The organism is Nonomuraea sp. ATR24 (assembly GCF_041950485.1).
GTDB lineage: Bacteria > Actinomycetota > Actinomycetes > Streptosporangiales > Streptosporangiaceae > Nonomuraea > Nonomuraea ceibae.
In genome coordinates this window covers 689,166-714,666 of sequence record NZ_JBGNUU010000002.1, presented here as the reverse complement: position 1 = coordinate 714,666, position 25,501 = coordinate 689,166, and the positions used below count along the sequence as shown (strand labels likewise).

The 25,501-nt window shown below is 74.4% G+C and carries 24 protein-coding genes; 8 read left to right on the top strand and 16 right to left on the bottom strand.

Annotated features, from left to right (window positions below; translation table 11 throughout):
* Positions 1–7 precede the first annotated feature (7 nt).
* From ACBI99_RS07265 to ACBI99_RS07240, 6 genes are all read right to left on the bottom strand, one after another.
* Complete coding sequence (locus ACBI99_RS07265; RefSeq protein WP_219515457.1) at positions 8–1,153, bottom strand: FAD-dependent monooxygenase; 1,146 nt, start codon at positions 1,151–1,153, stop codon at positions 8–10.
* Positions 1,154–1,273: 120 nt separating this feature from the next.
* Positions 1,274–2,212 (bottom strand): AfsR/SARP family transcriptional regulator, encoded by a 939-nt coding sequence (locus ACBI99_RS07260; RefSeq protein ID WP_219515469.1) that lies wholly within the window; start codon positions 2,210–2,212, stop codon positions 1,274–1,276.
* A 140-nt stretch (positions 2,213–2,352) separates the two neighbouring features.
* A complete protein-coding gene (locus ACBI99_RS07255; RefSeq protein WP_219515510.1) occupies positions 2,353–3,024 on the bottom strand; it encodes a response regulator transcription factor in 672 nt (223 codons plus the stop codon).
* Entirely contained in the window at positions 3,006–4,127 is a 1,122-nt protein-coding gene (locus ACBI99_RS07250) for a hypothetical protein (RefSeq protein WP_219515520.1), read from the bottom strand. The genes ACBI99_RS07255 and ACBI99_RS07250 overlap by 19 nt, the downstream gene beginning before the upstream one ends.
* Entirely contained in the window at positions 4,124–5,278 is a 1,155-nt protein-coding gene (locus ACBI99_RS07245; protein ID WP_375071946.1) for a sensor histidine kinase, read from the bottom strand. The genes ACBI99_RS07250 and ACBI99_RS07245 overlap by 4 nt, the downstream gene beginning before the upstream one ends.
* Positions 5,279–5,475: 197 nt before the next feature.
* Entirely contained in the window at positions 5,476–6,426 is a 951-nt protein-coding gene (locus tag ACBI99_RS07240) for a TauD/TfdA family dioxygenase (protein ID WP_219510642.1), read from the bottom strand.
* 199 nt (positions 6,427–6,625) lie between these two features.
* On the opposite strand from ACBI99_RS07240, the gene ACBI99_RS07235 reads away from it, so the two are divergent.
* The 7 genes from ACBI99_RS07235 (at position 6,626) to ACBI99_RS07205 (ending at position 14,315) form a co-directional block, all read left to right on the top strand.
* A complete protein-coding gene (locus tag ACBI99_RS07235) occupies positions 6,626–7,375 on the top strand; it encodes a GntR family transcriptional regulator (RefSeq protein WP_375071945.1) in 750 nt (249 codons plus the stop codon).
* The gene (locus ACBI99_RS07230) at positions 7,366–7,593 is read left to right on the top strand and encodes a ferredoxin family protein (protein ID WP_219510645.1); all 228 of its coding nucleotides are present in this window, start codon (positions 7,366–7,368) and stop codon (positions 7,591–7,593) included. Before ACBI99_RS07235 ends, ACBI99_RS07230 begins: the two co-directional genes overlap by 10 nt.
* Positions 7,594–7,601: 8 nt before the next feature.
* Positions 7,602–9,014, top strand: a complete 1,413-nt coding sequence (locus ACBI99_RS07225; protein ID WP_375071944.1) for an ABC transporter substrate-binding protein — start codon at positions 7,602–7,604, stop codon at positions 9,012–9,014.
* Positions 9,011–9,787 (top strand): ABC transporter permease, encoded by a 777-nt coding sequence (locus ACBI99_RS07220; RefSeq protein WP_219510647.1) that lies wholly within the window; start codon positions 9,011–9,013, stop codon positions 9,785–9,787. Before ACBI99_RS07225 ends, ACBI99_RS07220 begins: the two co-directional genes overlap by 4 nt.
* Entirely contained in the window at positions 9,784–10,533 is a 750-nt protein-coding gene (locus ACBI99_RS07215) for an ABC transporter ATP-binding protein (RefSeq protein ID WP_375071943.1), read from the top strand. Before ACBI99_RS07220 ends, ACBI99_RS07215 begins: the two co-directional genes overlap by 4 nt.
* The gene (locus tag ACBI99_RS07210) at positions 10,534–13,242 is read left to right on the top strand and encodes a fumarate reductase/succinate dehydrogenase flavoprotein subunit (protein WP_375071942.1); all 2,709 of its coding nucleotides are present in this window, start codon (positions 10,534–10,536) and stop codon (positions 13,240–13,242) included.
* Positions 13,243–13,406: 164 nt separating this feature from the next.
* Positions 13,407–14,315: a hypothetical protein gene (locus tag ACBI99_RS07205; RefSeq protein ID WP_375071941.1), complete on the top strand. Its 909-nt coding sequence runs from the start codon at positions 13,407–13,409 to the stop codon at positions 14,313–14,315.
* Between the two features lie 15 nt (positions 14,316–14,330).
* Here the strand turns inward: ACBI99_RS07205 and ACBI99_RS07200 are convergent, their stop codons facing one another.
* From ACBI99_RS07200 to ACBI99_RS07190, 3 genes are all read right to left on the bottom strand, one after another.
* A complete protein-coding gene (locus ACBI99_RS07200) occupies positions 14,331–15,281 on the bottom strand; it encodes a sulfotransferase (protein ID WP_375071940.1) in 951 nt (316 codons plus the stop codon).
* Positions 15,282–15,385: 104 nt separating this feature from the next.
* On the bottom strand, positions 15,386–15,559 hold the full coding sequence (locus ACBI99_RS07195; RefSeq protein ID WP_219510651.1) for a CstA-like transporter-associated (seleno)protein: 174 nt from the start codon (positions 15,557–15,559) through the stop codon (positions 15,386–15,388).
* The gene (locus ACBI99_RS07190) at positions 15,556–17,658 is read right to left on the bottom strand and encodes a carbon starvation CstA family protein (RefSeq protein WP_219510653.1); all 2,103 of its coding nucleotides are present in this window, start codon (positions 17,656–17,658) and stop codon (positions 15,556–15,558) included. Before ACBI99_RS07190 ends, ACBI99_RS07195 begins: the two co-directional genes overlap by 4 nt.
* Before the next feature lie 165 nt (positions 17,659–17,823).
* On the opposite strand from ACBI99_RS07190, the gene ACBI99_RS07185 reads away from it, so the two are divergent.
* Complete coding sequence (locus ACBI99_RS07185) at positions 17,824–18,564, top strand: class I SAM-dependent methyltransferase (protein ID WP_375071939.1); 741 nt, start codon at positions 17,824–17,826, stop codon at positions 18,562–18,564.
* On the opposite strand, the gene ACBI99_RS07180 is transcribed toward ACBI99_RS07185, so the two are convergent.
* The 7 genes from ACBI99_RS07180 to ACBI99_RS07150 form a co-directional block, all read right to left on the bottom strand.
* Positions 18,543–19,391, bottom strand: a complete 849-nt coding sequence (locus ACBI99_RS07180; RefSeq protein WP_375071938.1) for an ABC transporter permease — start codon at positions 19,389–19,391, stop codon at positions 18,543–18,545. The two genes, ACBI99_RS07185 and ACBI99_RS07180, sit on opposite strands and share 22 nt — an antisense overlap.
* Complete coding sequence (locus tag ACBI99_RS07175; protein WP_219510658.1) at positions 19,388–20,317, bottom strand: ABC transporter permease; 930 nt, start codon at positions 20,315–20,317, stop codon at positions 19,388–19,390. The genes ACBI99_RS07180 and ACBI99_RS07175 overlap by 4 nt, the downstream gene beginning before the upstream one ends.
* Positions 20,314–21,855: an ABC transporter substrate-binding protein gene (locus ACBI99_RS07170; RefSeq protein WP_375071937.1), complete on the bottom strand. Its 1,542-nt coding sequence runs from the start codon at positions 21,853–21,855 to the stop codon at positions 20,314–20,316. Before ACBI99_RS07170 ends, ACBI99_RS07175 begins: the two co-directional genes overlap by 4 nt.
* Before the next feature lie 61 nt (positions 21,856–21,916).
* Complete coding sequence (locus ACBI99_RS07165; protein ID WP_219510660.1) at positions 21,917–22,567, bottom strand: hypothetical protein; 651 nt, start codon at positions 22,565–22,567, stop codon at positions 21,917–21,919.
* Entirely contained in the window at positions 22,564–23,358 is a 795-nt protein-coding gene (locus ACBI99_RS07160) for a hypothetical protein (RefSeq protein ID WP_219510661.1), read from the bottom strand. The genes ACBI99_RS07165 and ACBI99_RS07160 overlap by 4 nt, the downstream gene beginning before the upstream one ends.
* Entirely contained in the window at positions 23,348–24,466 is a 1,119-nt protein-coding gene (locus tag ACBI99_RS07155; protein WP_357592352.1) for an ATP-grasp domain-containing protein, read from the bottom strand. The genes ACBI99_RS07160 and ACBI99_RS07155 overlap by 11 nt, the downstream gene beginning before the upstream one ends.
* Positions 24,463–25,392 (bottom strand): NAD(P)-dependent oxidoreductase, encoded by a 930-nt coding sequence (locus ACBI99_RS07150; RefSeq protein WP_219510663.1) that lies wholly within the window; start codon positions 25,390–25,392, stop codon positions 24,463–24,465. Before ACBI99_RS07150 ends, ACBI99_RS07155 begins: the two co-directional genes overlap by 4 nt.
* Between the last annotated feature and the right edge of the window lie 109 nt (positions 25,393–25,501).

Sequence of the window (25,501 nt, the reverse complement as noted above, 5' to 3'; positions counted from 1 at the left end):
ACCTCACTCACCAGGCGAACGGCCGGGCGATCCGCGAGCCGAGCCATCCGGCCCGGTAGTAGAGCCGGGGCGGGACGCGCGACAGCAGCGGCGAGTGGCGGCGGCCGAGCAGCGTGAGCAGGTGCTCCGGCGGCAGGCCGACGTAGCGGTCCAGGTTCTCGTACCAGCGGGCGCTGTAGCGGGCCGCCCGCTGCGTCGGCCGGATCGCCGCCATGCGCTCGCGCTCGAACCAGGCCAGCGCCTCGGGCAGCCGGGGGGTGTTGTGCAGCGCGTGCACCAGGAACGCCGCGTCCCCGAGCGCGAGCGCCGTGCCCGCGCCGATCGAGTAGTGCGTGGTGTGCGCGGCGTCGCCCAGCAGGACCAGGTTGCCGCGATGCCACGTCCGGTTCGTCACCGTGCGGAAGCGCTGCCAGCGCCCGCCGCCCCCGCCGATCAGCGGGTGCCCGTCGAGGACCTCGGCGAACAGCTTCTCCAGCAGCGCCAGCCCGTCGGCCTCGCCCGCCTCGTCCAGCCCCAGCCCCCGCCACGTCTGCGGGAAGCACTCCACCACGCAGGTGCTGTTCGCCTTGCCGTACGGGTAGCCGTAGCACCAGATCCAGCCGTGCTCGGTCTCGGCGAAGGCGAAGGTGAAGGCGTCGAAGACCTTGGTGGTGCCCAGCCACACGTACGGGTCGCGGCCGGTCGCCACGTCGGTGCCGAAGTGGTCCGCGTGGCGTTCGCGCAGCGCGCTGCCCGCGCCGTCACCGGCGATGACCAGGTCCGCCCCGGCCAGCTCCTCCTCGGCGGCGACCTCGTGCTCGTACGCGATCCGCACGCCGAGCGAGCGGGCCCGGTCGGCGAGGATGGCCAGCAGCTCGCGGCGGCCGATGCCGAGCCCTTCCTCGGCGTTCTCCAGCGTCACCGTCGCGCGGTCGTGGACCCGCATCAGCCAGCTGTCCCAGTGGACGGAGCCGTCCACGATGGCCCGCGCGGTCTCGGGGTCGGTGCTGAGCAGCCTGTCACGCAGGTCGCCCCAGAACGTCACGCCCCACCCGTAGGTCGAGCCCTCGGGGTTGCGCTCGTAGACGGTGATGTCCCGGGCGGGGTCCACCAGCTTCATCAGGATCGAGAAGTACAGGTTGGCCGGCCCGCCGCCGACGCAGGCGATGTGCACGAGGAACCCCTAAGTCACTGAACGTCACTTCTTACGACGCACAGTAACAGTCGGCCGGGCGGGGCCCCCGGTAGCGGCCCGGCCCGGCGGGTTCGAGCGGGCGCACGCGCGGCAGGCCGGTCAGCGCCGCCGCGGCGAGCGCCGGGCACGCCGGCGGGTCCGGCAGCCCGGGCAGGAGGAACACGTGACCGGCGGGCTCCACCGGCAGGCGCCGGAGGCCGGCCGCGATGCCGCCGGGACGACGGGCGCGGCCACCGTCACCCGCCGGGGCGGGACGTCCAGGCCGCAGCCCAGATCCGGAGCGGGGTCGAGAGCGGGGTCGCGGCGCAGGACCGCCTGCTGCAGCCGGCGCAGCGCGGGCCCCGGCTCGATGCCCAGCTCGTCGATCATGACGCGGCGGGTCTCCTGGTAGACCTCCAGCGCCTCCGGCGACCGCGAGGCCCGGTACAGCGCCAGCATGAGCTGGGCGCGCGGGCGCTCCCGCAGCGGGTGCGCCCGGACGTGCGCGAGCAGCACCGGCACCACCGCGTGGTGGTCACCGGCCGCCAGCCGCAGGTCGACGTGGTCCTCCAGCGTCGTCAGGCGCTCCTCCTGGAGGCGGGCCGACTCGGCGTGCGCCCACGAGGCGTTCATGCCCGCCAGCGCGTCGCCCCGCCACAGCGCCAGGGCCCGCCGGAACAGGCCGTCCGCCGCCGCGACCTCGCCCCGCGCCCGCGCCTCCCGCGCCCGCCGGGCCAGCAGCGAGAACAGGTGCGCGTCGACGCTCTCGCGGGCCAGGTTCAGCTGGTAGCCGCCCGCGACCGTCGCGATGATCTCCTCGTCCTGGTGCGGCGCCAGCAGGCCGCGCAGCTTCGACACCACGATGTGCAGCTGCTTGCCGGCCGTCGTCGCCGTGCTCTCACCCCACACCTGGGCCAGGAGCTGCTCGGCCGGGACCGGCCGGCCGGCGCTCAGCGCCAGCCGCGCCAGCACGCCGACCCGCCGCTCACCGGCCAGCCCGGCCGGCTCGCCGTGCGCGGTGATCTCCCAAGGCCCCAGGATCTTGATCTCCAGCCCCACGCGGGCTCTCCCTGTCGCTCGCCGACGGCGGGGGAAACGGAGAACGAAGGGACACCCCCTCGCCCCCGCCGCAGTGGGTGTCCGCGCCACCGGGGGAAACACTACGCAGGCGCGGCCGGGGCCGGTGTCGGGTGAACGCCCTACAAAACGGGCTCGTTGAGCTCGGCCAGCGTGATCACGCCGTCGTCGAGCGCCCGCCCGACGAGCTCGCTCTTGGTACGGGCCGCGCGCCCCGCGTTGGCGTACTTGATCCGGACGCGCGTGATGTAGGTGTCGACCGTCTTGACGGTGATGTTGAGCTTCGCGGCGACGAGATCCTTGGACGAGGACACGAACCAGGCCCGCAGCACCTCGGTCTCGCGCTGCGAGAGCCGGGGCCGGTCGGGGGAGTCGTCGGCGATGATCGCCCCCGACAGCGACGGGCCCGTGTACGGCTCGCCGCGCGCCGCCGCCCGGATCGCCGGCACCAGGTGCTCGGGGCCCTCGCGCTTGGTCAGGTAGGCCAGCGCGCCCAGGTCGACGCACTTCATCGCGGTCGCGTCGTCGGTGTGCTGCGAGTAGACGATCACCCGCCTGCCGTTGTCGACCAGCCGGCGCAGCTCGCCGAAGTCGGGCCGGCGCGGCACCAGCTCCAGATCGAAGATCACCACGTCGGCGCCGGCCCCGGGGCCCGTCCACACCTCGGCCAGCCGGTCGCCCGCGTCGATGAGCTCGATCGGCGGTACGGCCTCCGCGCACCAGAAGCGGACCCCCGCGGCGATCGCCGTGTGGTCGTCCACGATCACCGCGGTGATCAGGTCGTCGCCTGCCATTGGGCCTCCATCCACACCGTGTCGTCGTCGTGCAGCGCCTCCACCCGCACGCCGGGCGTCGCCGGGCTCGGCACGCCCACCTCGCCGCAGTCGGCCACCACGCTGACCGACACCAGCCCGGCGACCCCCGTGACCGTGACGCGGGCCTTCGAGGCCGCCGTGGCGAGCATGACGACCACGGCCTCGGTCAGGTCGCGGCGGACGGCCAGCGGCGGCGCCGGCCACTGACCCCGCGTGTCGAGCTCCACCACGACGCCCCGCCGGTCGGCCACGTCGACGCAGTGGCGCAGCTCGTGCAGCAGCGGATCGGCGACCGTGTCGGTCTCGGCGAACAGCCGCCGCATCCGCGCCGCCTCGATCGCCGAACGCCGCTGCACCTGCGGGTCCTCCGGGCGGAGCGAGCCGTCGGCCAGCCCCTCCAGCAGCGGGATCGTCGTCGCCGACAGCTCGGCGAAGCGCTGCTGCCTGCGCCGGTGGGACTCGGCGGCGACCGCCTCGGCGACGCGTACCCGCTCGATCTCCGCACGGGAGGCCGCCGCGGCGGCGCTGAGGCCGTGCAGGAGGCCCGCGACCACGGCCACGCAGAGCGGGAAGCCGATCACGGTCACCGAGCCGGTGGCGAACCGGGCCAGTGCGGCGCGGCTCGGCTCGTGCAGCACGAGCACGTTCAGCAGCGCGGTCAGCTCGTGCGCGAGCAGGAACGACACCGTGACGCGCAGCGGGCGGTCCAGCAGCACGACGACGCCCACCCAGTTGGCCGCGCCGAAGATCCAGTCGACGGTGGTCGAGGTCCGCCCGTCGGGCAGGGTCGCGTACGACAGCAGGGACGCGGCCAGCACGACGGCGACGGCGGGCAGGCGCAGCCGGCCCCACGAGCGCCGCCGCACGAGCAGCGCCGCCTCCCCGGCCAGCACCGCGACCAGCAGCCCCAGTGCGGCGACCTGGGCGAGCGGCGTCCCGTACTCGTCCAGGTGGCGCAGCAGGTTGGCGAGCCCGAGCCCGGCCACGATCGCCAGCGCGACCAGCAGCGTCGCCACGCGCAGGCCGCGCCGCAACCGCGCCCGCGTCGCCTCCTCCTCCACGGCCTCGCCCGTCGGGGTCATCGGTCCGCGTCACCGGCCGGGGCGGGCCATTCCAGGCTGACCAGGGTGCCCTCGCCCTCGGCGGAGGTGATCGTGGCGGTGCCGCCGACGCGGCTCATCCGGCCGCGCAGCGACTCGCGGATGCCGCGCCGGGTGAGCGGCACCCGCGCGGGGGCGAACCCCCGGCCCCGGTCGGCGATGTCGAGCCGCAGCGCCCGCGCGTCGCCCTCCAGCCGCACGCTCGCCCGGCCGGTGCCCGCGTGGCGGCGCACGTTCGTGAGGGCCTCCCCGGCCGCGTCGGCGAGCGCCCGTGCCACGTCCGACGGCAGTCGCAGGCGCTCAGGGGCGTCGAACTCCACGGCCAGCCGCGCCTCGCCGAGCCCGGCCCGCAACCGCTCGACCAGGTCGTCCTCGCCGCCCGGTCCCTCCGGGTCGTCCCCGCCCGGCGGGCGGCCGGCGTCGGAGCGCAGGCGGTCGAGGTCGCGGCGGGCCTGGGGAGCCAGCCAGCCGTCGTCCGAGCGCACCTGGCCGGTGCCGACCATGAGCAGCGTCGTCGCCGCCGTGTCGTGCAGGGAGTTGGCCAGCTCGCGCTCCTCGGCGCGGACCGCCTCGGCCACCAGCGACGCGCCGCGCGCCCGTACGGCCTCGGCCGCCGCCCGGTCGGCGCGGCCGGCGGCGTGGTGGACGAGCACCCAGGCCAGCCGGGACAGCGCCGCCGCCGCGGTCGCCCACATGGCCTCCCTGACCAGCGACTCGCCGCCGGCCAGGGCGACGATCAGCGCCGCCCCGCCTCCGGCGGCCACCGCCGCCGCACCGCCGGCGGCGGGCGTGGTGTGCCACTGCCAGGTGACGCAGGCGAAGGTCACCAGCAGCCGCAGCCAGCCGGTGTTGGTGTCCTCGATGGCGCCGGTCCACGGCACGCTCGAATACAGGCCCAGCAGGACGAGCACGTCGAGGGCGACCGGCCAGGACCCCCGCCCGGCGCGCAGCCACCACGAGAAGCCGCACGTCCAGGCCGCCGCGACGGCGACCACGGCGGCGGTGGCGGCGAGCTGTTCGCCCTGGGCGCGGAACAGGGCGATCCCGCAGATCGGCGCCAGCGTGGCCAGGCGCACCGCGGCCGCGTAGCGGCGGCCGAAGCGCACCAGCAGCAGCGCCGCCTCCCCAGCCACCCGTCACCCTCTCCGCCGGTACCCGCGCGATCTCCGTGACGAAGCCTAACGAGGAAGAGCTCTCATGTTCGCGCTATCGCCAAGCTGCCTGCCCGCCTCCGGGTTGCGCGGTTGACTCGTGCGACCGCCCGTGCCTGGAGCGCGGCGGTCGCCTGCGCGGGCGAGCCCCCCGGCCCCGCCCGCGCGCTCGTGGGTCGTCAGGCGACGACGAGGGACTCGGCGGTGAACTCCCGCCCGGCGACGATCTCGGAGACGAAGCCGTCGGGCCCGACGGGACGGTCGCCGATCAGCGTGACCCGGTGCAGGGTCCGCTGGACATCGAGGTGGTCGAGGTCCGACGGGGCGAGGTGGGCCGTGGCCCGGTTGTCCCAGAACGCCAGGCTGCCCGGCTGCCAGCGCCAGCGGACGGTGTACTCGGGACGGGTGATCTGCTCGTAGAGCAGGTCCAGGACCCGCCTGCTCTCCGGCTCGGACAGGCCGACGATGTGGTCGGTGAAGCCCGGGTTGACGAACAGCGCCCGCTCCCCGGTCTCGGGATGCACCCTGACCACGGGATGCACCGAGACCAAAAGGTTGTCGTTGATCCGCTTGGTGAGCCGGCCGTCCTCCTCGTCCGGCCGGTATCCGGCCAGGAAGCGGTGCTCGGCGCGCAGCCCGTCGACGAACGCCCGCAGCGGCGCGGACAGCCCCTCGTAGGCGGCCACCAGGTTGGTCCAGGTGGTGTCGCCGCCGAACTCCGGCACGGTCTCGGCCCGCAGGATCGAGGCGGCGGGCGGGTTGACCGCGGCGGTGACGTCGGTGTGCCAGCCGGAGGCGTAGGAGTAGCGCTTCTTGCGGTACAGCTCGCGGTAGCCGGGGCCGTAGCGCTCCTCGTAGCGGCGCGGGTCGATGGTGAGGATCTGCGGGAACCGCTCGGGCGGGGCGTCCTCGTGCGGGTGGGCGTGGGTGAGGTCGCCGAACTGGCGGGCGAAGGCGATCTGCCCGGCGTGGTCGAGGGTCTGGCCACGGAAGAAGAGCACCTTGTGGGCGAGCAGGGCCTGGCGGATCTCCTGGACGGTGGTGGGGTCCAGCGGGTGGGCGAGGTCGAGGCCGACGATCTCGGCGCCGATGTGCCCGGCCACGCGTTTGACGGTCAGGATGCTGGTCATGGCCTGATCGTGCGCCATATTTCCTACAAAAGCAATAGGCAATTAGGGGAATTCGGGTGGCGGATCTTCCGGCATCCCGGCGGCGAGCCGCTGTTCGCGCGGCGGGCGGGGCGGGCCTGGTGTGGCGCAATCCTTCCGTTATCCCTATTTACCTACCTGCTTGCTAGGTTATAGCCCAGGCCGAACGGGAGGTGTGGAGATGGGACAGGTCGCGCGACGCCGGGCGGACCGGGCCAGACAGGTCGCCGACCTGCTCAGGCGCCAGATCGTGCACGGAGGCTTCCCCCAGGTCAGGCTGCCGCCCGAGGCCGCGCTGGCCCGCGAGTTCGGCGCCTCGCGCAACACCGTGCGCGACGCCCTGCGCCTGCTGCGCGAGGAAGGGCTGGTCGAGCGCTGCCCCGGCGTCGGCACCACGATCGCCGGCGAGAAGTACCCGCACGGCCTGCACCGGCTGCTCGGCCTCGCCGAGACGCTGGACGAGCACGGCCGGGTGACCAACCAGGTCAGGACCATGACGCTGATCGAGCCGCCGCCCGCCGTGCGCGCCCGGCTCGGCCTGCCCCCGGGCGAGCCCGTCGTCTACCTCGAACGGCTGCGCAGCCTCAACGGCCTGCCGCTCTCGCTCGACCTGACCTACCTCGTCCGCGACGCCGGCGAGCCGCTGTTCGACGCCGACCTGACCAACAACGACATCTTCGTGCTGCTGGAGCGGATCACCGGCAGCCCGCTCGGCACCGCCGAGCTCACGCTGGAGGCGGTCAACGCCGACCCGCACACCGCGGCCGTGCTCGCCGTCCCGCGCGGAGCCGCGCTGCTCATGGTCGAGCGGCTCACCCACCTGGCCGACGGCAGGCCCGTCGACCTGGAGTTCATCCGTTTCCGCGGCGACCGGCTGACCATGCGCGGGCAGCTCGACCGCGCCACCCAGGAGGAGGGGCGATGGCCCTGATCGACCAGCGGGTCGAGGTGCCCGTGACCATCGACGAGGCGCTGTGCGTCGAGGGCTGCACGCTGTGCGTCGAGGCGTGCCCGCTCGACTCCCTCGCGATCAGCGACGAGACCGGCAAGGCGTACATGTACGTCGACGAGTGCTGGTACTGCGGCCCGTGCGCCGCCCGGTGCCCGGTCGACGCGGTCACCATCAACATCCCCTACCTGCTGCGATGAGGACGACGATGACGCGCGTGCTTCTGGCGGCCCTCGTCCTGCTCGCCGCCGCCGGCTGCTCGGTCACCGGCGGCGGCGCCGACAGGACGACGGTCGTCGTCGGCTACCAGTCCAAGACCATCAACACCGTCACCGCGGGCACCCTGCTGCGCTCGCTCGGCTACCTGGAGAAGCGGCTCGGCGACCGGTACGCCGTCGAGTGGCAGGACCACGACACCGGCGCCCCGATCACCGCCAAGATGGTCGCCGGGAAGATCGACATCGGCTCGATGGGCGACTACCCCCTGCTCATCAACGCCTCCCGCACCCAGGGCGTCCCCGAGGCGCGCACCGAGCTGATCTCCACCACCGGCTACAACCTGCGCGGCGGCCTCAACATGGTCGTCGTGCCGCCCGGCTCCCCGGCGACGACCCTGGCCGACCTGCGCGGGGCCAAGGTGTCGGCCAGCGTCGGCTCCGCCGGGCACGGCACGCTGGTGCAGGCCCTGGAGAAGGCGGGCGTCTCCGGGGTCGAGGTGGTCAACCACCAGCCCGCCGTCGGCGCCTCGCAACTGGAGGCGGGCGGCGTCCAGGCGTACGCCCAGTTCGTCGCCTGGCCGGGGCTGGTGGTCTTCCAGGGCAAGGGCCGCCTCATCTACGACGGCTCCGCGCTGGACGTGCCGACCTTCCACGGCGTGGTGGTGCGGCAGGCGTACGCGAAGGAGCACCCGGAGGTGGTGGACGCCTTCCTCAAGGCGCAGCTGGACGCCACCCGCTACCTGCACGAGCACCCGCTGGAGGCGGCCGAGACCGTCGCGCGGATCACCGGCCTGCCGCCCGAGGTCGTCTACCTCTACAACGGCCCCGGCGGCATCTCCACCTTCGACGTCACGCTCAAGCCGCAGCTCAAGGCCGCCCACGAGCACGACGTGCCGTTCCTCAAGCGCATCGGCGACGACTTCGCCGGCGTGGACGTCGCCGCCTTCGTCAACGACTCCTACCTGCGCAAGGCGTACGGGCCGGACTACGACCGGGACGTGGCCGCCACCGCGAACCCGGCCGCGATCACGGGGACGGACCCGGTGTGCGGCGGCCCGGTCACCGACCCGGCGACGGCCTCGGAGCTGTGGCTCGACGGCGCCGCCACGACGCGGCCCGCCGCCACGCCCGCCTGCCTGCTGCGCCAGATCGCCGCCGCCCGGGCCGCCGGGACGGCCGTGCGCGCCGCGTACGTGCCCGACACCGTCACCGGCACCCGCTGGTTCGCCGGCCACGCCGTGTGGCTGCGCGCGGGCGCGGACTTCCTGCCCTTCACCACCGCCGAGGGCGCCGCCGCCTACCGCGCGGCGCACCCGGACGCCGAGCCGATCACGTACGAGGACGCGGTGAAGGCGGCAGGGAAGGCGGCGGGCAAGACGGCGGGCAAGGCGGGTGACACGTGACCGGCTGGGCCGTCAGAGCGGCCTCCGTGCTGGCGGCGGCCGGGCTGTGGCAGGCGCTCACCGCCGCCGACGCCCGGCTGTGGCTCAGGTTCGACCGGCTGCCCACGCTCGACGAGATCGCGGGGGAGGCCGCCCGGCAGCTCGTCACCCCGGTGTTCGCGCTCGACCTGCTGCAGAGCCTGATCCGCATCCTCACCGGGTTCGGGCTGGCCACGGTCGCGGGCGTGGCCGCGGGCATCGCGCTCGGCAGGTCGCCGCGGACCCGGGACGTGCTGCTGCCGCTGCTGGAGGCGGTTCGGCCGATCCCGGCGATCGCGCTGGTCCCGGTGGCGATCCTGCTGTTCCCCACCGACGAGCAGGGCATCGTGTTCATCACGTTCGTCGCCGCGTTCTTCCCGATCCTGGTCAGCACCCGGCACGCCGTCCGGGCGCTGCCCACCCTGTGGGAGGACGCCGTCAGGACGCTCGGCGGGCGCCGCCTCCACGTGCTGCGGCACGTCGTGCTGCCCGGCATCCTGCCCGGCGTGTCCGGCGGGCTGTCGGTCGGGATGGGCGTGTCGTGGATCTGCGTGATCTCGGCCGAGATGATCTCGGGGGAGTTCGGCGTCGGCTACCGCACCTGGCAGGCGTACACGCTGGTGGACTACCCGGCGGTGATCGTCGGGATGCTCACCATCGGCCTGCTCGGCTGGCTCACCTCGGCCGCCGTGGAGCTGGCCGGGCGGCGGGTCACCCGCTGGCTGCCCCGGGCCGCGCGGGACGGTGTGTCATGACCGCGGTGCTGCCCGCCGTCGGGGCCGCGCCCGCCGGGATCGGGTTCACGCTGGAGGGGCTGGCGCTCGGCTACGGCCACGACCCGGTCGTGCGCGGCGTCGACCTGGACATCGAGCCGGGCGAGGTGCTGGTCATCGTGGGCGCGTCCGGCTCCGGCAAGTCCACGCTGCTGCGCGCCCTGGCCGGGCTGCTCCCGCCCGCCGCCGGGACGGTCCGCGCCGGCGGCGCCGAGATCACCGGCACCTCGGCCGAACGGGCCATGGTCTTCCAGGACGACGGGCTGCTGCCCTGGCGCAGCGTGCTGCGCAACGTCGAGCTGCCGCTGCGCATCCGCAAGGTCGGCAGGCGGGAGCGGACCGCGGCGGCGCTGGAGTGGATCGACCGGGTGGGGCTGGCAGGGGCCGAGGGCAAGCTGCCGCGCGAGCTGTCCGGCGGCATGCGGCAGCGCGTGCAGCTCGCCCGCGCGCTCGTGGCCGCGCCCCGCGCGGTGCTGATGGACGAGCCGTTCGGCGCGCTCGACGCCCAGACCCGCGCCCAGATGCAACGCCTGCTGCTCGACGTGCTGGCCGGCACCCGCGCGACCGTCGTCTTCGTCACCCACGACGTGGACGAGGCGCTGCTGCTGGCCGACCGGATCGTGGTGCTCGGCGGACCCGGGAACGGGCACGGCGTTCGCGCGTCCTTCGCCGTACGCGGCGCCGGCCGGGACGCCGGGCTGCGCGACAGGATTCTGAAGGAGCTGTAGATGGAGATTCCCTCGATCGACGACCGCCTGCACCTGGAGTGCGAGGTGCTCGTCGTCGGCGGCGGCACCGCGGGCACGATGGCCGCGATCACCGCGGCGGAGCGGGGCGCCCGCGTCCTGCTGCTGGAGAAGGCGCACGTCCGTCACAGCGGCGCGCTCGCCATGGGCATGGACGGGGTGAACAACGCCGTCATCCCCGGCAAGGCCACCCCCGAGGACTACGTCGCCGAGATCACCCGGGCCAACGACGGGATCGTCAACCAGCGGACGATCCACCAGACCGCCACCCGGGGCCACGACATGGTCCGCCGCCTGGAGCGCTACGGCGTCAAGTTCGAGAAGGACGAGTACGGCGAGTACGCGGTGCGCCGCGTCCACCGCTCCGGCAGCTACGTGCTGCCCATGCCCGAGGGCAAGGACGTCAAGAAGGTCCTCTACCGGGTGCTGCGCCGCCGCGACATCCGCGAGAGGGTGCGCATCGAGAACCGGGTCATGCCCGTACGGGTGCTCACCTCCGGCGGCCGGGCCGTCGGCGTGGCCGGGTTCGACACCCGGTCCGGGCGGTTCGTCACGGTGAGCGCGGGCGCGGTCATCCTGGCGACCGGCGCCTGCGGCAGGCTCGGCCTGCCCGCCAGCGGCTACCTGTACGGCACGTACGAGAACCCCGCCAACGCCGGCGACGGCCACGCCATGGCCTACCACGCGGGGGCCGAGCTCAGCGGCATCGAGTGCTTCCAGATCAACCCGCTGATCAAGGACTACAACGGCCCGGCCTGCGCCTACGTGGCCAACCCGTTCGGCGGCTACCAGGTCAACAACCGGGGGGAGCGCTTCGTCGACTCCGACTACTGGTCGGGCCAGATGATGGCCGAGGTGGCCGCCGAGATCGCCTCCGCGCGGGGGCCGATCTACCTCAAGCTCACGCACCTGCCGGAGGAGTCCATCGGGGCGCTGGAGAACATCCTGCACACCACCGAACGGCCCACGCGCGGCACCTTCCACGCCGGGCGCGGCCACGACTACCGCACCCACGACGTGGAGATGCACATCTCGGAGATCGGCCTGTGCGGCGGCCACTCGGCCTCCGGGGTGTGGGTGGACGAGCACGGCGCGACGACCGTGCCCGGCCTGTACGCGGCCGGGGACCTGGCCTGCGTGCCGCACAACTACATGATCGGCGCGTTCGTCTTCGGCGACCTGGCCGGCGCGCACGCCGCCGCCCGGGTCGCCGGGTCCGGCGGGTCGCCCGACACGCTGCCCGCCGATCAGGTCGCCGCCGCCCACGAGCTGGTCTACCGCCCGCTGCGCCACCCGGACGGGCCGCCGCAGCAGCAGGTCGAGTACAAGCTGCGCCGGTTCGTCAACGACTACGTGACGCCGCCCAAGACCGCCGCCAAGCTGGACCTCGCGCTGGAGTCGTTCGAGCGCATGCGCGAGGAGGTCGCCGCGATGGGCGCGCGCACCCCGCACGAGCTCATGCGCTGCGTGGAGGTCGACTTCATCCGCGACTGCGCCGAGATGGCCGCCCGCGCCTCGCTGACCCGCACCGAGAGCCGCTGGGGCCTCTACCACGAGCGGGCCGACCTGCCCGCCCGCGATGACGCGACCTGGCTGTTCCACCTCAACCTGCGCAAGCGCGACGACGGCGCGATGGAGTTCGTCAAACGCCCGGTCGAGCCCTACCTGGTGCCCGTGCCCGAGTACGCGCCCGTGGCCGCCGAACCGGTCGTGCTCGGCGCGCACACCGCCACCCCCGTACGGCGCGCCGCCGCCGCGCCCACCGGCCGGGCCGCCGTCGGCCGCTCGCCGCGCATCCTGGAGCTGCACCGGCTGGCCGAGGAGCAGCCCACCGCCGACCGGCTCGGCCCGTACCTGTCGGACCCCGACCCCAAGGTCAGGCGGGCCGCCGTCGCCACGCTCACCGAGGTCGTCCCCGAGGGCACCGGCGCCGCGCTGGCCGCCGCGCTCGGCGACGCCCACGGCACCGTGCGGCGCGCCGCCGCCACCGCGCTCAAGGAGCTCGTCGAGGTGCTGCCCGCCACGCCCGAGCTGGGCGCCGCCCTGGCCGGGCAGCTCGGCGGGGCCGACGCGGTGGTACGGGCGTGCGCGCTCGACGTACTGCGCGCCCTGCGGCTGGCCGGGGCCGAGACCTTCGCCGCGGGGCTCGCCGACCCCGACCGCCGGGTGCGCGTCGAGGCGATCCGCGGGCTGGTCTCGCTCGACGAGGCCGACCGCGTCGCCGGGGCCGCCGCCGACCCGTCGCGCGAGGTGCGCGTGTGGGCGGCCAAGGGGCTGGGGCTCATCGGCAAGCCGTCCGCCGCCCTCGCCGCCCTCGCCGCGCTCGCCGCCGACGCCGACCCGCTCGTACGCGCCGCCGCGCTGGAGGCGTCGGGCGCGACCGGCGCCCCGCTCACCGCCGAGGCGGCGCGGGCGCTCCGCGACCCCGCCTGGGAGGTGCGGGCCGGCGCGGCCCGCTGCCTGGCGGCCGCCGAGGCGGAGACCGCCTGCGGGCCGCTCGCCGGGGCGCTGTCGGACGCCAACCTGGACGTGCGCAAGGCGGCCGTGCTCGCGCTGTCGCGCTGGGCGGGCAGGCCCGAGGTGGCCGAGGCGTTGCGCGCCGCCCTGTCCGACCCGGACGCCGACGTCCGCGCCCACGCCCGCGCGGCCCTGTCCGGCCTGGATGCCGACGCCCGCGCCGCTCTCCCCTGAGCCGGCCCGTACGCCACCGACGACCACGAGCCCCAGGAGACCCCGGGGCGGACAGGAACCCCCTGAGGGGTTGCGGAAGGGAACGACTATGCGTGGAGCAGGGAACGTCCAAGGGAGGGTCAGGGTCCGTGAAGCGCAGTGCGTCGTCGCCTAGTGTCGCGCCCATGTCGATCGATGAGAACGCCTTCTTGCCCGACCCGGACCGCTCCGTGGTGGCGGTCGCGCCGCCGTCACCCGGTGAGGGGCACTGGGCGGGCGCGCCGAGCGCCGTCGCGGCGGACGGGCTGATCTACCTCGCCTACCGGCTGCGCCGCCCGGTCGGGCAGGGGCGCGGGTACGCGGTGGTGGTCGCCCGTTCGGCGGACGGCGAGCGGTTCGAGACGCTGACGACGGTCACGCGCGAACAGATGGACGCCGAATCGCTGGAGCGGCCCGCGCTGGTGCGCCTGCCGGACGGGCGCTGGCGGCTCTACCTGAGCTGCGCCACCGAGGGCACCAAGCACTGGCGGGTGGAGGTGCTGGAGGCCGCGGACCCGGCCGGGTTCGACCCGCGCTCGCGCGTCACCGTCCTGCCCGGCGACCCGAAGACCGGGGTGAAGGACACGGTCGTCGTCCAGCGGGACGGCGTCTGGCACCTGTGGGCCTCCTGCCATCCGCTGGCCGATCCCGACGAGGCCGACCAGATGGTCACCGACTACGCCACCAGCGCCGACGGCCTGGAGTGGACGTGGCACGGCACGGCGCTCAGCGGCAGGCCGGGCCTGTGGGACGCGCGCGGGGTGCGGGTGAGCGCGGTGAGGTTCGCCGGAGACCGGGTGCTGGCCTTCTACGACGGCCGGGCGGACGCCGCGGAGAACTACGAGGAGCGCACCGGCGTCGCCGTCGGCGCGGGCCCGGCCGAGCTGACGCCGGTGGGCGGGGCGCCCGCGGCCGCCTCCCCGCACGGCGGAGGCGGCCTGCGCTACCTGGACATCGTCGACCTGCCCGGCGGCGGCGTACGGCTGTACTACGAGTTCACCCGCGCGGACGGCGCGCACGAGCTGCGCACCGAGCTGCGCACCGAACTGCGCTGACCGGGCGGCGCGGCGTCAGCTCCGGCGGCCGTTGCGCGCCTGCCGCTGGCCGGGCGGCCGGACGCCGACGAGGCCGCCGGAGCGCGGCCGGTGCCGGAGCCAGTCGCCGTAGTCGTCGCCGGTGAGCTCCTGGAGCAGCCGGATGTCGTCGGCGAAGTAGGGGATGAGCCGCTGCCGCTGCTCCCACTCCAGCGGGCGGCGGGCCTGGCCGCGCCGCTGGAGCAGGCCCTCGACGGGCCCGGCCAGGGGCGCGGGCAGCCGTCTGCGGAGGGTGGCGAGCACGGCGTGCCGGGCGCCGGCCCGGGGGTGGGCGGTCACGTTCTGCCGGGGCACCTCGGTGAGCAGGCCGGTGCGGACGCCGAGGAAGGCGCAGACCTGGTCCAGGGTGGTGGCGGGCCGGTCGACGACGTCGCGGTAGCGGAAGATCAGCACCTGCTCGCGGGGGAACAGGCTGAACAGGTGGGCGAGCTGCTCGCCGTAACGGCCCAGGCCGGTGTAGTGCCAGAAGTGCCCCCAGCCGTCGGCGATCCGCTTGGGCTCGGCCTCGCAGGCGCGCACCAGGTCGCCGATGGGCTCCAGCCCGGCCGACCACAGGTGTGTCCAGTTGGAGTGCGCCCGTTCGACCGGGTCCCGTAACGTCAGGATGATCTTGACTTCAGGGGTCAGGGCGTGGATGCGCCGCTGGGCGGCCGTGTCGTACAGGTAGAAGGGGGTGGACTCGCCGGTGAGCGCGCCCGGGGGAGCGTCGGTGAACAGCGCCTCGTAGTCCGTGCGGCGCCAGACGTGCTCACGGTAGGTGTCGGCGTCGCCCGGGCCGCCCGTGTGCGGGGGCGGGCCGTCGGTGAGGAAGAACTTCGGCTCCTTGACCCGGGACAGGAACAGGTCCGGGTGCCGCCGCAGCGCGGTGTGCAGGGCGGTGGTCCCCGCCTTGGGCACGCCGGCGATCAGGAAATCAGGCAGAGGCACGATCTTTCCCTTCACGAAGGAATAGATGCCTGATTTTCCTACCAATAGTGTGGGTTATTCAAGAGGGTCGGCCGTACGTCCCCGTTGAGGCCGGAAGTTTCGGGTCAGCAGCAGCGGCTCTCCGGCGCCGCCTCGCGCAGGTCCGATCGCCGCCGCTCGTACTCGCGCCGCGACATCGGCGTCCCGCCGTGGGCCGCGTGCGCGTCCGCGTACCGCTCGTAGGCCGCCGTCCCCGTCAGCTCGCGCACGTACCAGCGCAGGAAGCGCAGCGCCTTCACGACGACCGCGAGCCCGGGGTGGCGAACAGCCCCGACGGCGCGACGAGGGCCGACTCCACGTACGGGGCCTCCTTGAGCGGCAGCGGCTCGCGGGAGCGGAGCGCGCGCACGCACACCACGGCCGCGTCGGCGATGACGACCAGCACGAGCACGGCGAACAGCGCCGCCAGGACGCCGTCCACGGTGGAGTTGGTGACGACGGTCCGCATCTGGTCGAGGCTCCGCGCCGGGGCCAGCACCCGGCCCGCCGCCAGCGCCTCGGCGTACAGCTCGCGCTGCGCGAAGAAGCCGATCTTCGGGTCGGCGTCGAACACCTTCTGCCAGCTCGCGGTGAGCGTGACCGCGACGTCCCAGGCCAGCGGCAGGCCGGTCACCCACGCCCAGCGGAGCTTGCCCGACTTGATCAGCAGCGTCGTCGCCAGCGTCAGCGCCACCGCCGCCAGGAGCTGGTTGGCGATGCCGAACAGCGGGAAGAGCTGGTTGATCCCGCCGAGCGGGTCGTTGACCCCCGCCCACAGGAAGTAGCCCCACGCCAGCACCACCACGGCGCTGGTCGCCCACAGGCCCGGCTTCCAGCTCACCCGCCCAATCGGCTTCCACACGTTGCCCAGCGTGTCCTGGAGCATGAACCGCCCGACCCTGGTCCCCGCGTCGACCGTCGTGAGGATGAACAGCGCCTCGAACATGATCGCGAAGTGGTACCAGAACGCCTTGAACGCCGCGCCGCCGAACACCGCCGCCATGATCTCGGAGATGCCGACGGCCAGCGTGGGCGCCCCGCCGGTCCGCGCGATGATCGTGCTCTCCTCCACGGCCGCCGCCGCTGCCGTCAGGTCCTCGGGCGAGATCGTGAACCCGAGCCGCGCCACCGCCGCCGACGCGCTCTCGGCGGTGGACCCGAGCAGCCCCGCCGGGGCGTTCATCGCGTAGTAGAGCCCCGGCTCCAGCACGCTGGCCGCGATCAACGCCATGATCGCGACGAACGACTCGGTGAGCATCCCGCCGTAGCCGATCAGCCGGATCTGCGACTCCTTCTGGATCATCTTCGGCGTGGTGCCCGACGAGATGAGCGCGTGGAAGCCCGACAGCGCCCCGCAGGCGATCGTGATGAACACGAACGGGAACAGCGCCCCGGCGAACACCGGCCCGTCCCCGGTCAGCGCGAACTCGGTCACCGCCTCGTTGCGCAGCACCGGGGCCGCGACCACCACGCCCACCGCCAGCAGCCCGATCGTGCCGACCTTCATGAACGTCGACAGGTAGTCGCGCGGCGCCAGCAGCATCCACACCGGCAGCACCGAGGCGAAGAACCCGTACACGACCAGGCAGACGACCAGCGTCTGCGGGCTGAGCGTGAACACCCCGGCCAGCGCGGAGTCCTGCACCCAGCTACCGCCCACGATGGCCAGCAGCAGCAGCGCCACCCCGATGACCGACGTCTCGACCACCCGGCCGGGCCGCAGGACCCGCAGGTAGAAGCCCATGAACAGGGCGATGGGGATGGTCATCGCGATGGAGAAGGCGCCCCACGGCGAGGCGGCCAGCGCGTTGACGACGACCAGCGCCAGCACCGCCAGCAGGATGATCATGATGGCGAAGACCGCGACGAGCGCCGCCGCCCCGCCGATCGGCCCGATCTCCTCGCGCACCATCTGGCCCAGGCTCTTGCCGTCGCGCCGCAGCGAGAAGAACAGCACCACCATGTCCTGGACGGCCCCGGCCAGGATCACCCCCACGATGATCCAGATGGTGCCGGGCAGGTAGCCCATCTGCGCCGCCAGCACCGGCCCCACCAGCGGCCCCGCCCCGGCGATGGCCGCGAAGTGGTGGCCGAACAGCACCCGCCGGTCCGTCGGCTGGAAGTCCACGCCGTTGTCGAGCCGCTCCGCCGGCGTGGCCCTGCGGTCGTCGACGCCGAGCACCGTACGGGCGATGAACCGGGCGTAGAACCGGTACGCGATCGCGTACGAGCCGAGCGCGGCGGCGACCATCCAGACCGCCGACACGCTCTCGCCCCGCGACAGCGCCAGGACGCCCCAGGCGACCGCTCCGGCGATCGCGACCGCCGTCCAGACGACGATCGATCTGACCCTCGACATACGTGATCCTTTCTGACTGCGGGCGGGGGAGCGGCGCTCCTGTCGCAACCTAGAGACAACTGCGCAGCGTAGTCAGCCGATCACCGAATCCGGTCTTCACGCGTCGCGCTCACCCGGCCGTAAAGCGGTGGACAGTCCGGACGCCGCCGGGTCAGGGTGGGGAGCATGCGACAGGAGGAGATCTGGGACGCCGAGACCGCGCGCCGCTACGACACGCCGGGCGCCGGCATGTTCGCGCCCGGGGTGCTCAAGCCCGCGGTCGACCGGCTCGCCGCGCTCGCGGGCGGCGGGCGGGCGCTGGAGTTCGCCATCGGCACCGGCCGGGTCGCGGTGCCGCTGGCCGAGCGGGGGGTGCCCGTCACCGGCATCGAGCTGTCCCAGCCGATGATCGACCAGTTGCGCACCAAGGCGGGCGAGGCGGCGATCCCGGTGGTCGCCGGCGACATGGCGAGCGCGGTCGCCCCGGGCGCGTACTCGCTCGTCTACCTCGTCTACAACACGATCGGCAACCTGCTCACCCAGGCCGAGCAGGTCGCCTGCTTCCGCAACGCGGCCCGGCACCTGTCGCCCGGCGGCCGGTTCGTGATCGAGCTCTGGGTGCCCGAGCTGCGCAAGCTCCCGCCGGGCCAGCAGGCGATGGTCTACCACAGCGAGCCCGGCTACATCGGGCTCGACACCTACGACGTGGTGCGGCAGCTCGTCGTGTCGCACCACTTCACGTTCGGCGACGGGCGGCAGGCGGAGCTGTTCCGCACCCCGCAGCGTTACGTGTGGCCGGCCGAGCTCGACCTGATGGCGCAGCTCGCCGGGTTCGAGCTGGAGTCGCGGCACGCCGACTGGAGCGGGGCGGAGTTCACCGCCGACTCGCGCTCGCACGTGTCGGTCTACCGGCTCCCGCCCGCCTGAGCCGCCTGAGCCGCCTGAGCCGTCTGAGCCGTCTGAGCCGTCTGAGCCGTCTGAGCCGCCCGTCGCGCGTCGGCCACGAGCGCGACGGCGAGGCCGGTGACGGCCAGGGCGAGCGCGGGCACGACGGCCAGCCGGGGCGCGGCCACCAGCAGCGGCGTGGCCTCGCTCACCATGCCGCCCCAGTCGGTGTCGGGCGGCGGCAGCCCGGCCCCCAGGAAGCTCAGCGACGTGACCGCGACCAGCGCCCTGGCGAAGTCGGCCGTGGCGACGGTCAGCAGCGGACCGGCCAGCTCCGGCCCGATCGTGCGCCGCAGCAGGTAGAGGCGTGACGCGCCGATGGCCCGCACCGCCAGCACGTGATCGGAGGCGGCCGCCTGCCGGGTCGCGGTGCGGGCGACGAGCCCGCAGCTCACCCAGCCGAGCGGCACCAGCGCGGCCAGCACCGTGCCGTACCCGGGCCGCAGCACGCCCGCCAGCGCGAGCGCCAGCGTGAGCCCCGGCAGGGCGAGCGCCACGGTGGCGGCGAAGCCCAGCAGCCGGTCCGCCACCCCGCCGGCCAGCCCGGCGGCGGCGCCCGTCACCGCGCCGAGCGCCGTCGTGGCCGCCGTCACCGCCAGCGCCACCAGCAGCGACGTACGGCCCGCAGCCGCCGTCCTGGTGAGCAGGTCACGGCCGAGCTGGTCGGTGCCCAGCCAGTGCCCGCCACCGGGCGGCAGCATGGCCCGCCCCAGGTCGGGCGCGTGCGGATCGTGCCCCGACACCAGCGGCGTGACCAGGCAGAACAGCACGACCGCCGCGAGCAGCGCCTGCCCGGCGCGTCCCCTCATCGCCGCCGCACCCTCGGGTCGCACGCCGCCAGGCACAGCTCCACGCACGCCAGCAGCAGCACGATCGCGGCCCCGGTGACGAGCACGTACGCCTGCACCACCGGCACGTCCCGCTGCCGGATCGCCGTCACCGCGAGCTGCCCCAGGCCCGGCCAGGCGAACAGCGTCTCCACCACCACCGCCCCGGCCAGCAGCTCGGCGAGCACCACCCCGGCGGCGGTGACGGCGTTCGGCGCGGCCACCCGTACGGCGTGCACCAGGACCGTCCGCCGGGCGCGCAGCCCCTTCGCGGCGGCCAGCCGGACGAACGGCTGCCGCAGCGCGTCGGCGAGGTCGGCGCGCAGCAGCCGCAGCAGCGTCGCCGCGCCCGCCAGCCCGAGCGTGAGCGCGGGCAGCACCACCGCGCCCGGCCCGGTGTCGCCGCCCGTGGGCAGCGCGCGCAGGCCGACCGCGACGACGCTGATCAGCAGGATGCCGACGATGTACGGCGGCACGCCCGTGAGCGCCGCCGTCACCAGAGCGATCGCCCGGCTGAGCGGCGCGCGCGGCCGCAGGGCGAGGCGGACCGAGGCGAGCACCGCGAGCCCCACCGCGACCAGGGCCGACGCCCCGGCCAGCCGCAGCGTCGCCGGGACCCGCGAGAACACCTCGGCGGCCACCGGGGACCGGTCGGCGTAGGACCGGCCGAGGTCGCCGCCCGCCACCCCGCCCAGCCAGCGCAGGTAGCGGGTGAACAGCGGCTGGTCGAGGCCGAGCTCGGCCCGCAGCGCCGCCACGCCGGCCGCCGTCGGCTGCACGCCGCCGCGCCGCAGGATCTCCTCCGCCGGGTCGCCCGGCGCCAGCGACGTCAGCAGGAACACCAGCACCGACACCGCCAGCAGCGCGAGCAGCAGCTCCGCGCCGCGCCGCAGGACGACGGCCGTCACCGTCGCGGGACGAGCGCGCCCAGGTCCACCACGTACGCCACGCTCTGCCGCACGCCGCCGACCCGGCTCGTCGTGACGATCGCGTTGTCCTGGTAGGCCAGCGGGATCATCGGCCGGTCGGCCGCGAGCATCCGCTGGACGCGGTGGTACAGCTCGCGCCGGCCGCCCGGATCGGTCTCGACGGCGGCCTCGTCGACCAGGTCGTCGAAGGCGGCGCTGCGGTAGCCGAGCCGCCGCTCGGTGTTCCACGCCGCGTCGGAGCGCAGGAACCGCCGGAACAGGTAGTCGGGGTCGCCGTTCGGCACGCTGTACGCGCTCAGGAAGACGTCGTAGTCGCCGGCCTCCATCACCGCCTTGGTGGCCTCGGCCACCGTCACCCGGGCGGGCAGCCCCGCCTGCTCCAGCGCGACCCGCAGCACCTCGGCGATGCCCGTATAGGGGAACTGCCCGGTCTCGGCGGACGAGACGAGGATCGACACCGGCTCGGCCGGCGCTCCGGCGGCGGCGACCAGCTCGCGGGCCCGTCCCGGGTCGTGCGGAGCGCCGGAGCCCGGGGCGGCGAGGTCGCCGAAGACCGGCGACAGGAACGCCCCGCCCGCCGTCGCCGTGCCCCCGAGCAGCGTGCGCGCGACGGCCCGCCGGTCGATCGCCAGCTCGGCCGCCTCCCGTAACCGGGCGTCGGCGAACGGGCCACGCGAGGCGTTGAACGTCAGGTAATGAGTCAGCACCGACGGGCTGCGCACCACCCGGAAGCCGGGATCGGCGGCCACCGCGCCCACCTGCCCCGGCAGCAGCGCGCCCTTGTCGATCAGCCCGTCGACCTCGCCCGCCCGCAGCGCCGCCACGCGCGCGTTCGCGTCGGGGATCACCCGGACCACGATCCGGTCGTAGACGGGCGCGCCGCCGTGGTGGTGCGGGTTGGCGGCCAGCACCGCCCGCTGCCCCTTCACCCACTCCACGAGCCTGTACGGGCCGGTCCCGACGGGCTCGCCGGTGAAGTCGCCCGAGGCGGCGAACGCCTTCGGCGACTGCACCATGCTGAAGAACCCGGCGATCCTGGCCGGCAGGTCGGCCACCGGTTCGGCCAGCTCGAACGTCACCCTGCCCGCCTCGGCCCGCACGTCGCGGAGCTTGCCGTAGGCCGCCTCCATCCCGGCGTCGAGGCTGAAGAACGCCGACTGGCGGGGCGCGATCCGCAGGAACCGGCGGACGTTGGCGACCACGGCCTCGGCCGTCAGCGGCGACCCGTCGCTGAACCGCACCCCGTCGCGCAGCGTGAACGTCCAGCGCCGCCCCCGCTCGGCCCGCTCCCACGAGACGGCCAGCGCCGGGACCGGCCGCAGCCGGTCGTCCACCGTCACCAGCGGCTCCCACACGCCCAGCGTCTGGTGCGCGTAGTACGGGTCCTGCGGCCCGGCGACGAGGTCACGCGGGGCCGCCAGCGTGAGCTGCCCGGCGCCTGCCTGCTCCGGCGCGCCGCAGCCCGCCAGGACCGCGCCCAGCAACGCCAGCAGCAGGATCGTGGCTCGTCCTCGCACCTTGATCTCCCGTCCGCGTCCCGGCCGGTCGGCATGTCCGGCACGCAAACGATAACCGTATTCAGTCGGTTTGAGGAGATCTCCGGAGCCATCGCCGCGGCACGAACAGCACGAGCAGCGCCGCCACCACGTGCACGGTGATGAACACGTACACCTCGGTCCTGGTCGCCGGGTGGCCGAGGCGCACGGTGATGTGGTCGGCCCACGCCCACACCTCGGGGATGGTCTCCAGGCTGCGGTTCATCAGGACCGCCACCAGGTCCTCCAGCCCCGACACGTGCAGGATCGACATCGCCAGGCCGGTCCGCAGCACGCCCTCCCGCGACCCGCCGCCCAGCCGGTAGGCCAGCAGCAGCGCCACGATGAGGAACGGCACGAACACCACGACGTGCAGATAGAGCTCCTCGAAGGTGGTCAGGCCCTCCTCGATGTCCATGGCCGCGATGAACGTCCCGGGCACGAAGTAGAGCAGGAAGCCCAGGAACAGCGCGGGCAGGACGACCAGGTGCAGCCGCAGCCTGCGCGCGGTCTCCACGTCCAGCCACGCGATGGCCACGATCGCGGCCAGTTGCGGGGTGAGCTTGACGAGGAAGCCCCACAGCGTGGTGATGTCCTGCTCGTAGGGCAGGACGAAGCGGACCAGCCCGGCCAGTGCGACGGCCACGAGGCCGGCGACGAGCGTCACCAGGTTGGCCCTGATCATGGTGATCACGGGGTCACTCCAAGGGTCGGGGTGCCGTGGCCGGGGCAGCGGCCGAGCGCGGCGGCCCCTTCCGGGACCACGTCGACCAGCGTCGGCCTGCGCCTGAGCAGCGCGGTGACCGCGGGCGAGCCGGCCGCGGGCCGGGCGTGGAAGCGCCGCCACAGCAGGTGGATCTCGCCGCACGCGGCGCGCGCGGCGTAGTAGCCGAGGTGCGGGTCGTGGATCAGGTCACCGGCGCCCGCCAGGCCGGTCCGCTCCAGCACGCGCGTCTCGACCCCGGCCAGCGCGGGCAGGAACTCCGCCACGGCCTCCCGCTCGCCGACCACGACCGCCCGCCCGGCCGTCTCGGCCAGGCGCAGGGCGGGCTCGTTCAGCTCGCGCCGCCGCCGCTCGTGCACGACGTCGGCGTCCGGATGGAGCAGCACGCCGTAGCGCCGGCCCGGGCCGAGCGCGCGGCGGTCGAGCACGGCCCGGCGCACCTCCAGCACCGGCGCCCGGCCGCCCGCGCCCGCCACGGCCAGCGCGGCCCGCAGGTCACCGGCCGGGCCGATCCACGGGCTCGCCTCCGCGCCCGGATCGTAGGGCCGGGCGAACGGGCACAGGCGGTGGAGCTGACCGGCCAGCTCGGCGCTCGGGGTGGGCACCGGCTCACCGAGCGCCCGCCCGGCCCGTACCCACTGGTCCCGGTAGAAGGGGACGCGGGCGAACGCGGCGCGCACCGCGCGCCGGTAGGCCCGCTCCCACCTCACCGGGGAGAACCTGACCGCCGGGACTCCCGCCGCCGTGACCTCAACGGACATCGACGGTGATCAGCGCGTCGAGGTCGGGCGGCTCGTGGTCGACGACGTAGCCGAGCTTGGCGCGGCACTCGGTGTACGGCGCCACCGGGTCTCCCGGCCTGGCCACCACGACGACCTCGGCGCTGCCGGGCAGCGACTCCAGGCCCCGGATGGCGACCAGGGTGCCGGCCACGGGCGCGCGCAGCACCCGTACCGAGGCCGGTCCGCGCCGGGCGGACGTCAGGTCGGGACGCTCGCCGATCGCCAGGCGGACGGTCGCCTCGACCGTGTCCACGCCGTGCATCAGTCCGAGCGCCTCGCCCAGCCCGTTGCCGCCGATCCGCGCGCCCATCTCGATCAGCCGGACCTCGCCGCCGTCGGCGAACAGGTCGGCGTTGAGCGGCCCGTCGGTGTAGCCGATCTCCGCGCAGAGGAGTTCGAGCTGCCGGGCGACCTCCTTGTCGAGGGCGCCTGGGGGCAGCATGTCGTGGCCGATCGCGACCACCCCGGGCGGCTCGGTGACGCGCCTGCTCAGGCCGAGCAGGGCGACCTCGCCGTCCTGCAGCATGGCCTCCGCGCAGAGGTCCTGCCCGGTCAGCAGCTCCTCGATGACGAACCGGCCGCTGGGGGAGACGGCCGCCGCGTGCTCGATCGCCGGGCCCAGCTCGGCCTGCTCGCGGCAGACGGTGATGCCGCGCGAGCTGCCGGAGTCGACGGGCTTGACGATGACCGGCAGCGGCGGCCGGTCCTGCGGCCGGTCGGCGTAACGTGGTCCGGGCAGGCCGATCCGCTCGCACACCCGGCGGAAGTAGATCTTGTCCGTGGAGGCGCGCAGCGTCTCCTCCGGCACCCCGCAGGGCAGGCCGAGCAGGCCGGCCAGCTCGACCAGCGACGGAAGGTTGATGTCGCTGCCCGGAGCCAGGATGCCGGCCAGGTCGGCCCGGCCCCGCAACGCGGCCGCGACGGCGGCCACGTCACGGGTGCTGACGTGCAGGAACTCGTCGGCCTCCACGGCCCCCGGCGCGTCGGCCCGCATGTCGACGCAGATCGTCGCCAGGCCGAGCCGCCGGGCGGCGCGGAAGGCGCTGACCGTGCCGTCCGAGCCGCCGAGGACCACCAGGTGTCTCATGAAGGGCTGTTCCAGTGGGTGCCGCGGTTCTCGATGAACCAGTCGACGGTCTTGGCCATGCCCTCCGACAGCGACACGAGGGTGGCGGGGTCGATGCCGACCGCGCGCAGCGTCTCCGGGTCGGCGGTGACGGCGGTGTCCGGGGTCTCGCCCGGCCGCATCGGCAGGTCGACGATCGGGACGCGGTCGTGCCCGCGCTCCACGCACAGGTCGATGATCAGCTCGGCGATCGTGCGGATGCTCGCGGACTCGACGGGGCCGACCTCGACGACGTGGTCCAGGGTGTTGCCCGCGGCGGCGGCCTCGAGCGCCGACACCAGGCCGCGGGCGACGTCGCCGACCCAGACCATGTCGGAGATCTGCGTGCCGCCGCCGTAGAGCTCGACCGGCATGCCGGACAGCGCGCGGCAGATCACCGCCGGGGTGATCTTGCGTACCTTGCCGGGAGCGAAGGGCGGGGCGGCCATCTGGCGGGGGCCGTAGGCGTTGACGACGCGGACCTGGTTGACGCGGGTGCCGCGGTGCGCGTTGAACATGCGCACGAAACGCTCGACGGCGGTCTTGGAGATGGAGTAGCTGTTGTCCATCCAGTGGTTGCCGACGCAGATGTAGACGCCGGGCAGGTCGTACTGGGTGACGGCCTCGAGGAAGTTCAGGCCGCCGGAGAGGTTGGTCTCGGCCGCGGGGCGCGGGTTGTCGATGGTCTCCTGGGTGCCGAGGACGGCGGCGAGGTGGATGATCGCGTCGGTGTGCGCGGCCAGCTCGACCATCGCCGTGGCATCCCTGATGTCGCCGAGCATGAACTCGAAGCTTCCGGCGCCGCGATCGCGGTGGTCGAAGACGACGGGGGTGTGACCGCGGGTGGCTAACTCCTCACAGACGTAGCGGCCGATGAAGCCGTTACCTCCGGTGACGCCAACTTTCATGCTGTTTCCCCTGGTGAAACGCCGTGCACTGGTGATGCTCGGGCAGCAGATTCACGCACCAGGTGTTGATGCGCGTCCATGATCAAAGCAGACATATACTGCGATTCTT

What these genes read in the sequence shown, in the direction of transcription:
- ACBI99_RS07255 (WP_219515510.1), bottom strand. Translation starts at nt 3,024, where the DNA reads ATGGCAGGCGACGACCTGATCACCGCGGTGATCGTGGACGACCACACG.
- ACBI99_RS07250 (WP_219515520.1), bottom strand. Translation starts at nt 4,127, where the DNA reads ATGACCCCGACGGGCGAGGCCGTGGAGGAGGAGGCGACGCGGGCGCGG.
- ACBI99_RS07240 (WP_219510642.1), bottom strand. Translation starts at nt 6,426, where the DNA reads ATGACCAGCATCCTGACCGTCAAACGCGTGGCCGGGCACATCGGCGCC.
- ACBI99_RS07235 (WP_375071945.1), top strand. Translation starts at nt 6,626, where the DNA reads ATGGGACAGGTCGCGCGACGCCGGGCGGACCGGGCCAGACAGGTCGCC.
- ACBI99_RS07230 (WP_219510645.1), top strand. Translation starts at nt 7,366, where the DNA reads ATGGCCCTGATCGACCAGCGGGTCGAGGTGCCCGTGACCATCGACGAG.
- ACBI99_RS07225 (WP_375071944.1), top strand. Translation starts at nt 7,602, where the DNA reads ATGACGCGCGTGCTTCTGGCGGCCCTCGTCCTGCTCGCCGCCGCCGGC.
- ACBI99_RS07215 (WP_375071943.1), top strand. Translation starts at nt 9,784, where the DNA reads ATGACCGCGGTGCTGCCCGCCGTCGGGGCCGCGCCCGCCGGGATCGGG.
- ACBI99_RS07210 (WP_375071942.1), top strand. Translation starts at nt 10,534, where the DNA reads ATGGAGATTCCCTCGATCGACGACCGCCTGCACCTGGAGTGCGAGGTG.
- ACBI99_RS07205 (WP_375071941.1), top strand. Translation starts at nt 13,407, where the DNA reads ATGTCGATCGATGAGAACGCCTTCTTGCCCGACCCGGACCGCTCCGTG.
- ACBI99_RS07190 (WP_219510653.1), bottom strand. Translation starts at nt 17,658, where the DNA reads ATGTCGAGGGTCAGATCGATCGTCGTCTGGACGGCGGTCGCGATCGCC.
- ACBI99_RS07185 (WP_375071939.1), top strand. Translation starts at nt 17,824, where the DNA reads ATGCGACAGGAGGAGATCTGGGACGCCGAGACCGCGCGCCGCTACGAC.
- ACBI99_RS07180 (WP_375071938.1), bottom strand. Translation starts at nt 19,391, where the DNA reads ATGAGGGGACGCGCCGGGCAGGCGCTGCTCGCGGCGGTCGTGCTGTTC.
- ACBI99_RS07160 (WP_219510661.1), bottom strand. Translation starts at nt 23,358, where the DNA reads ATGTCCGTTGAGGTCACGGCGGCGGGAGTCCCGGCGGTCAGGTTCTCC.
- ACBI99_RS07155 (WP_357592352.1), bottom strand. Translation starts at nt 24,466, where the DNA reads ATGAGACACCTGGTGGTCCTCGGCGGCTCGGACGGCACGGTCAGCGCC.
- ACBI99_RS07150 (WP_219510663.1), bottom strand. Translation starts at nt 25,392, where the DNA reads ATGAAAGTTGGCGTCACCGGAGGTAACGGCTTCATCGGCCGCTACGTC.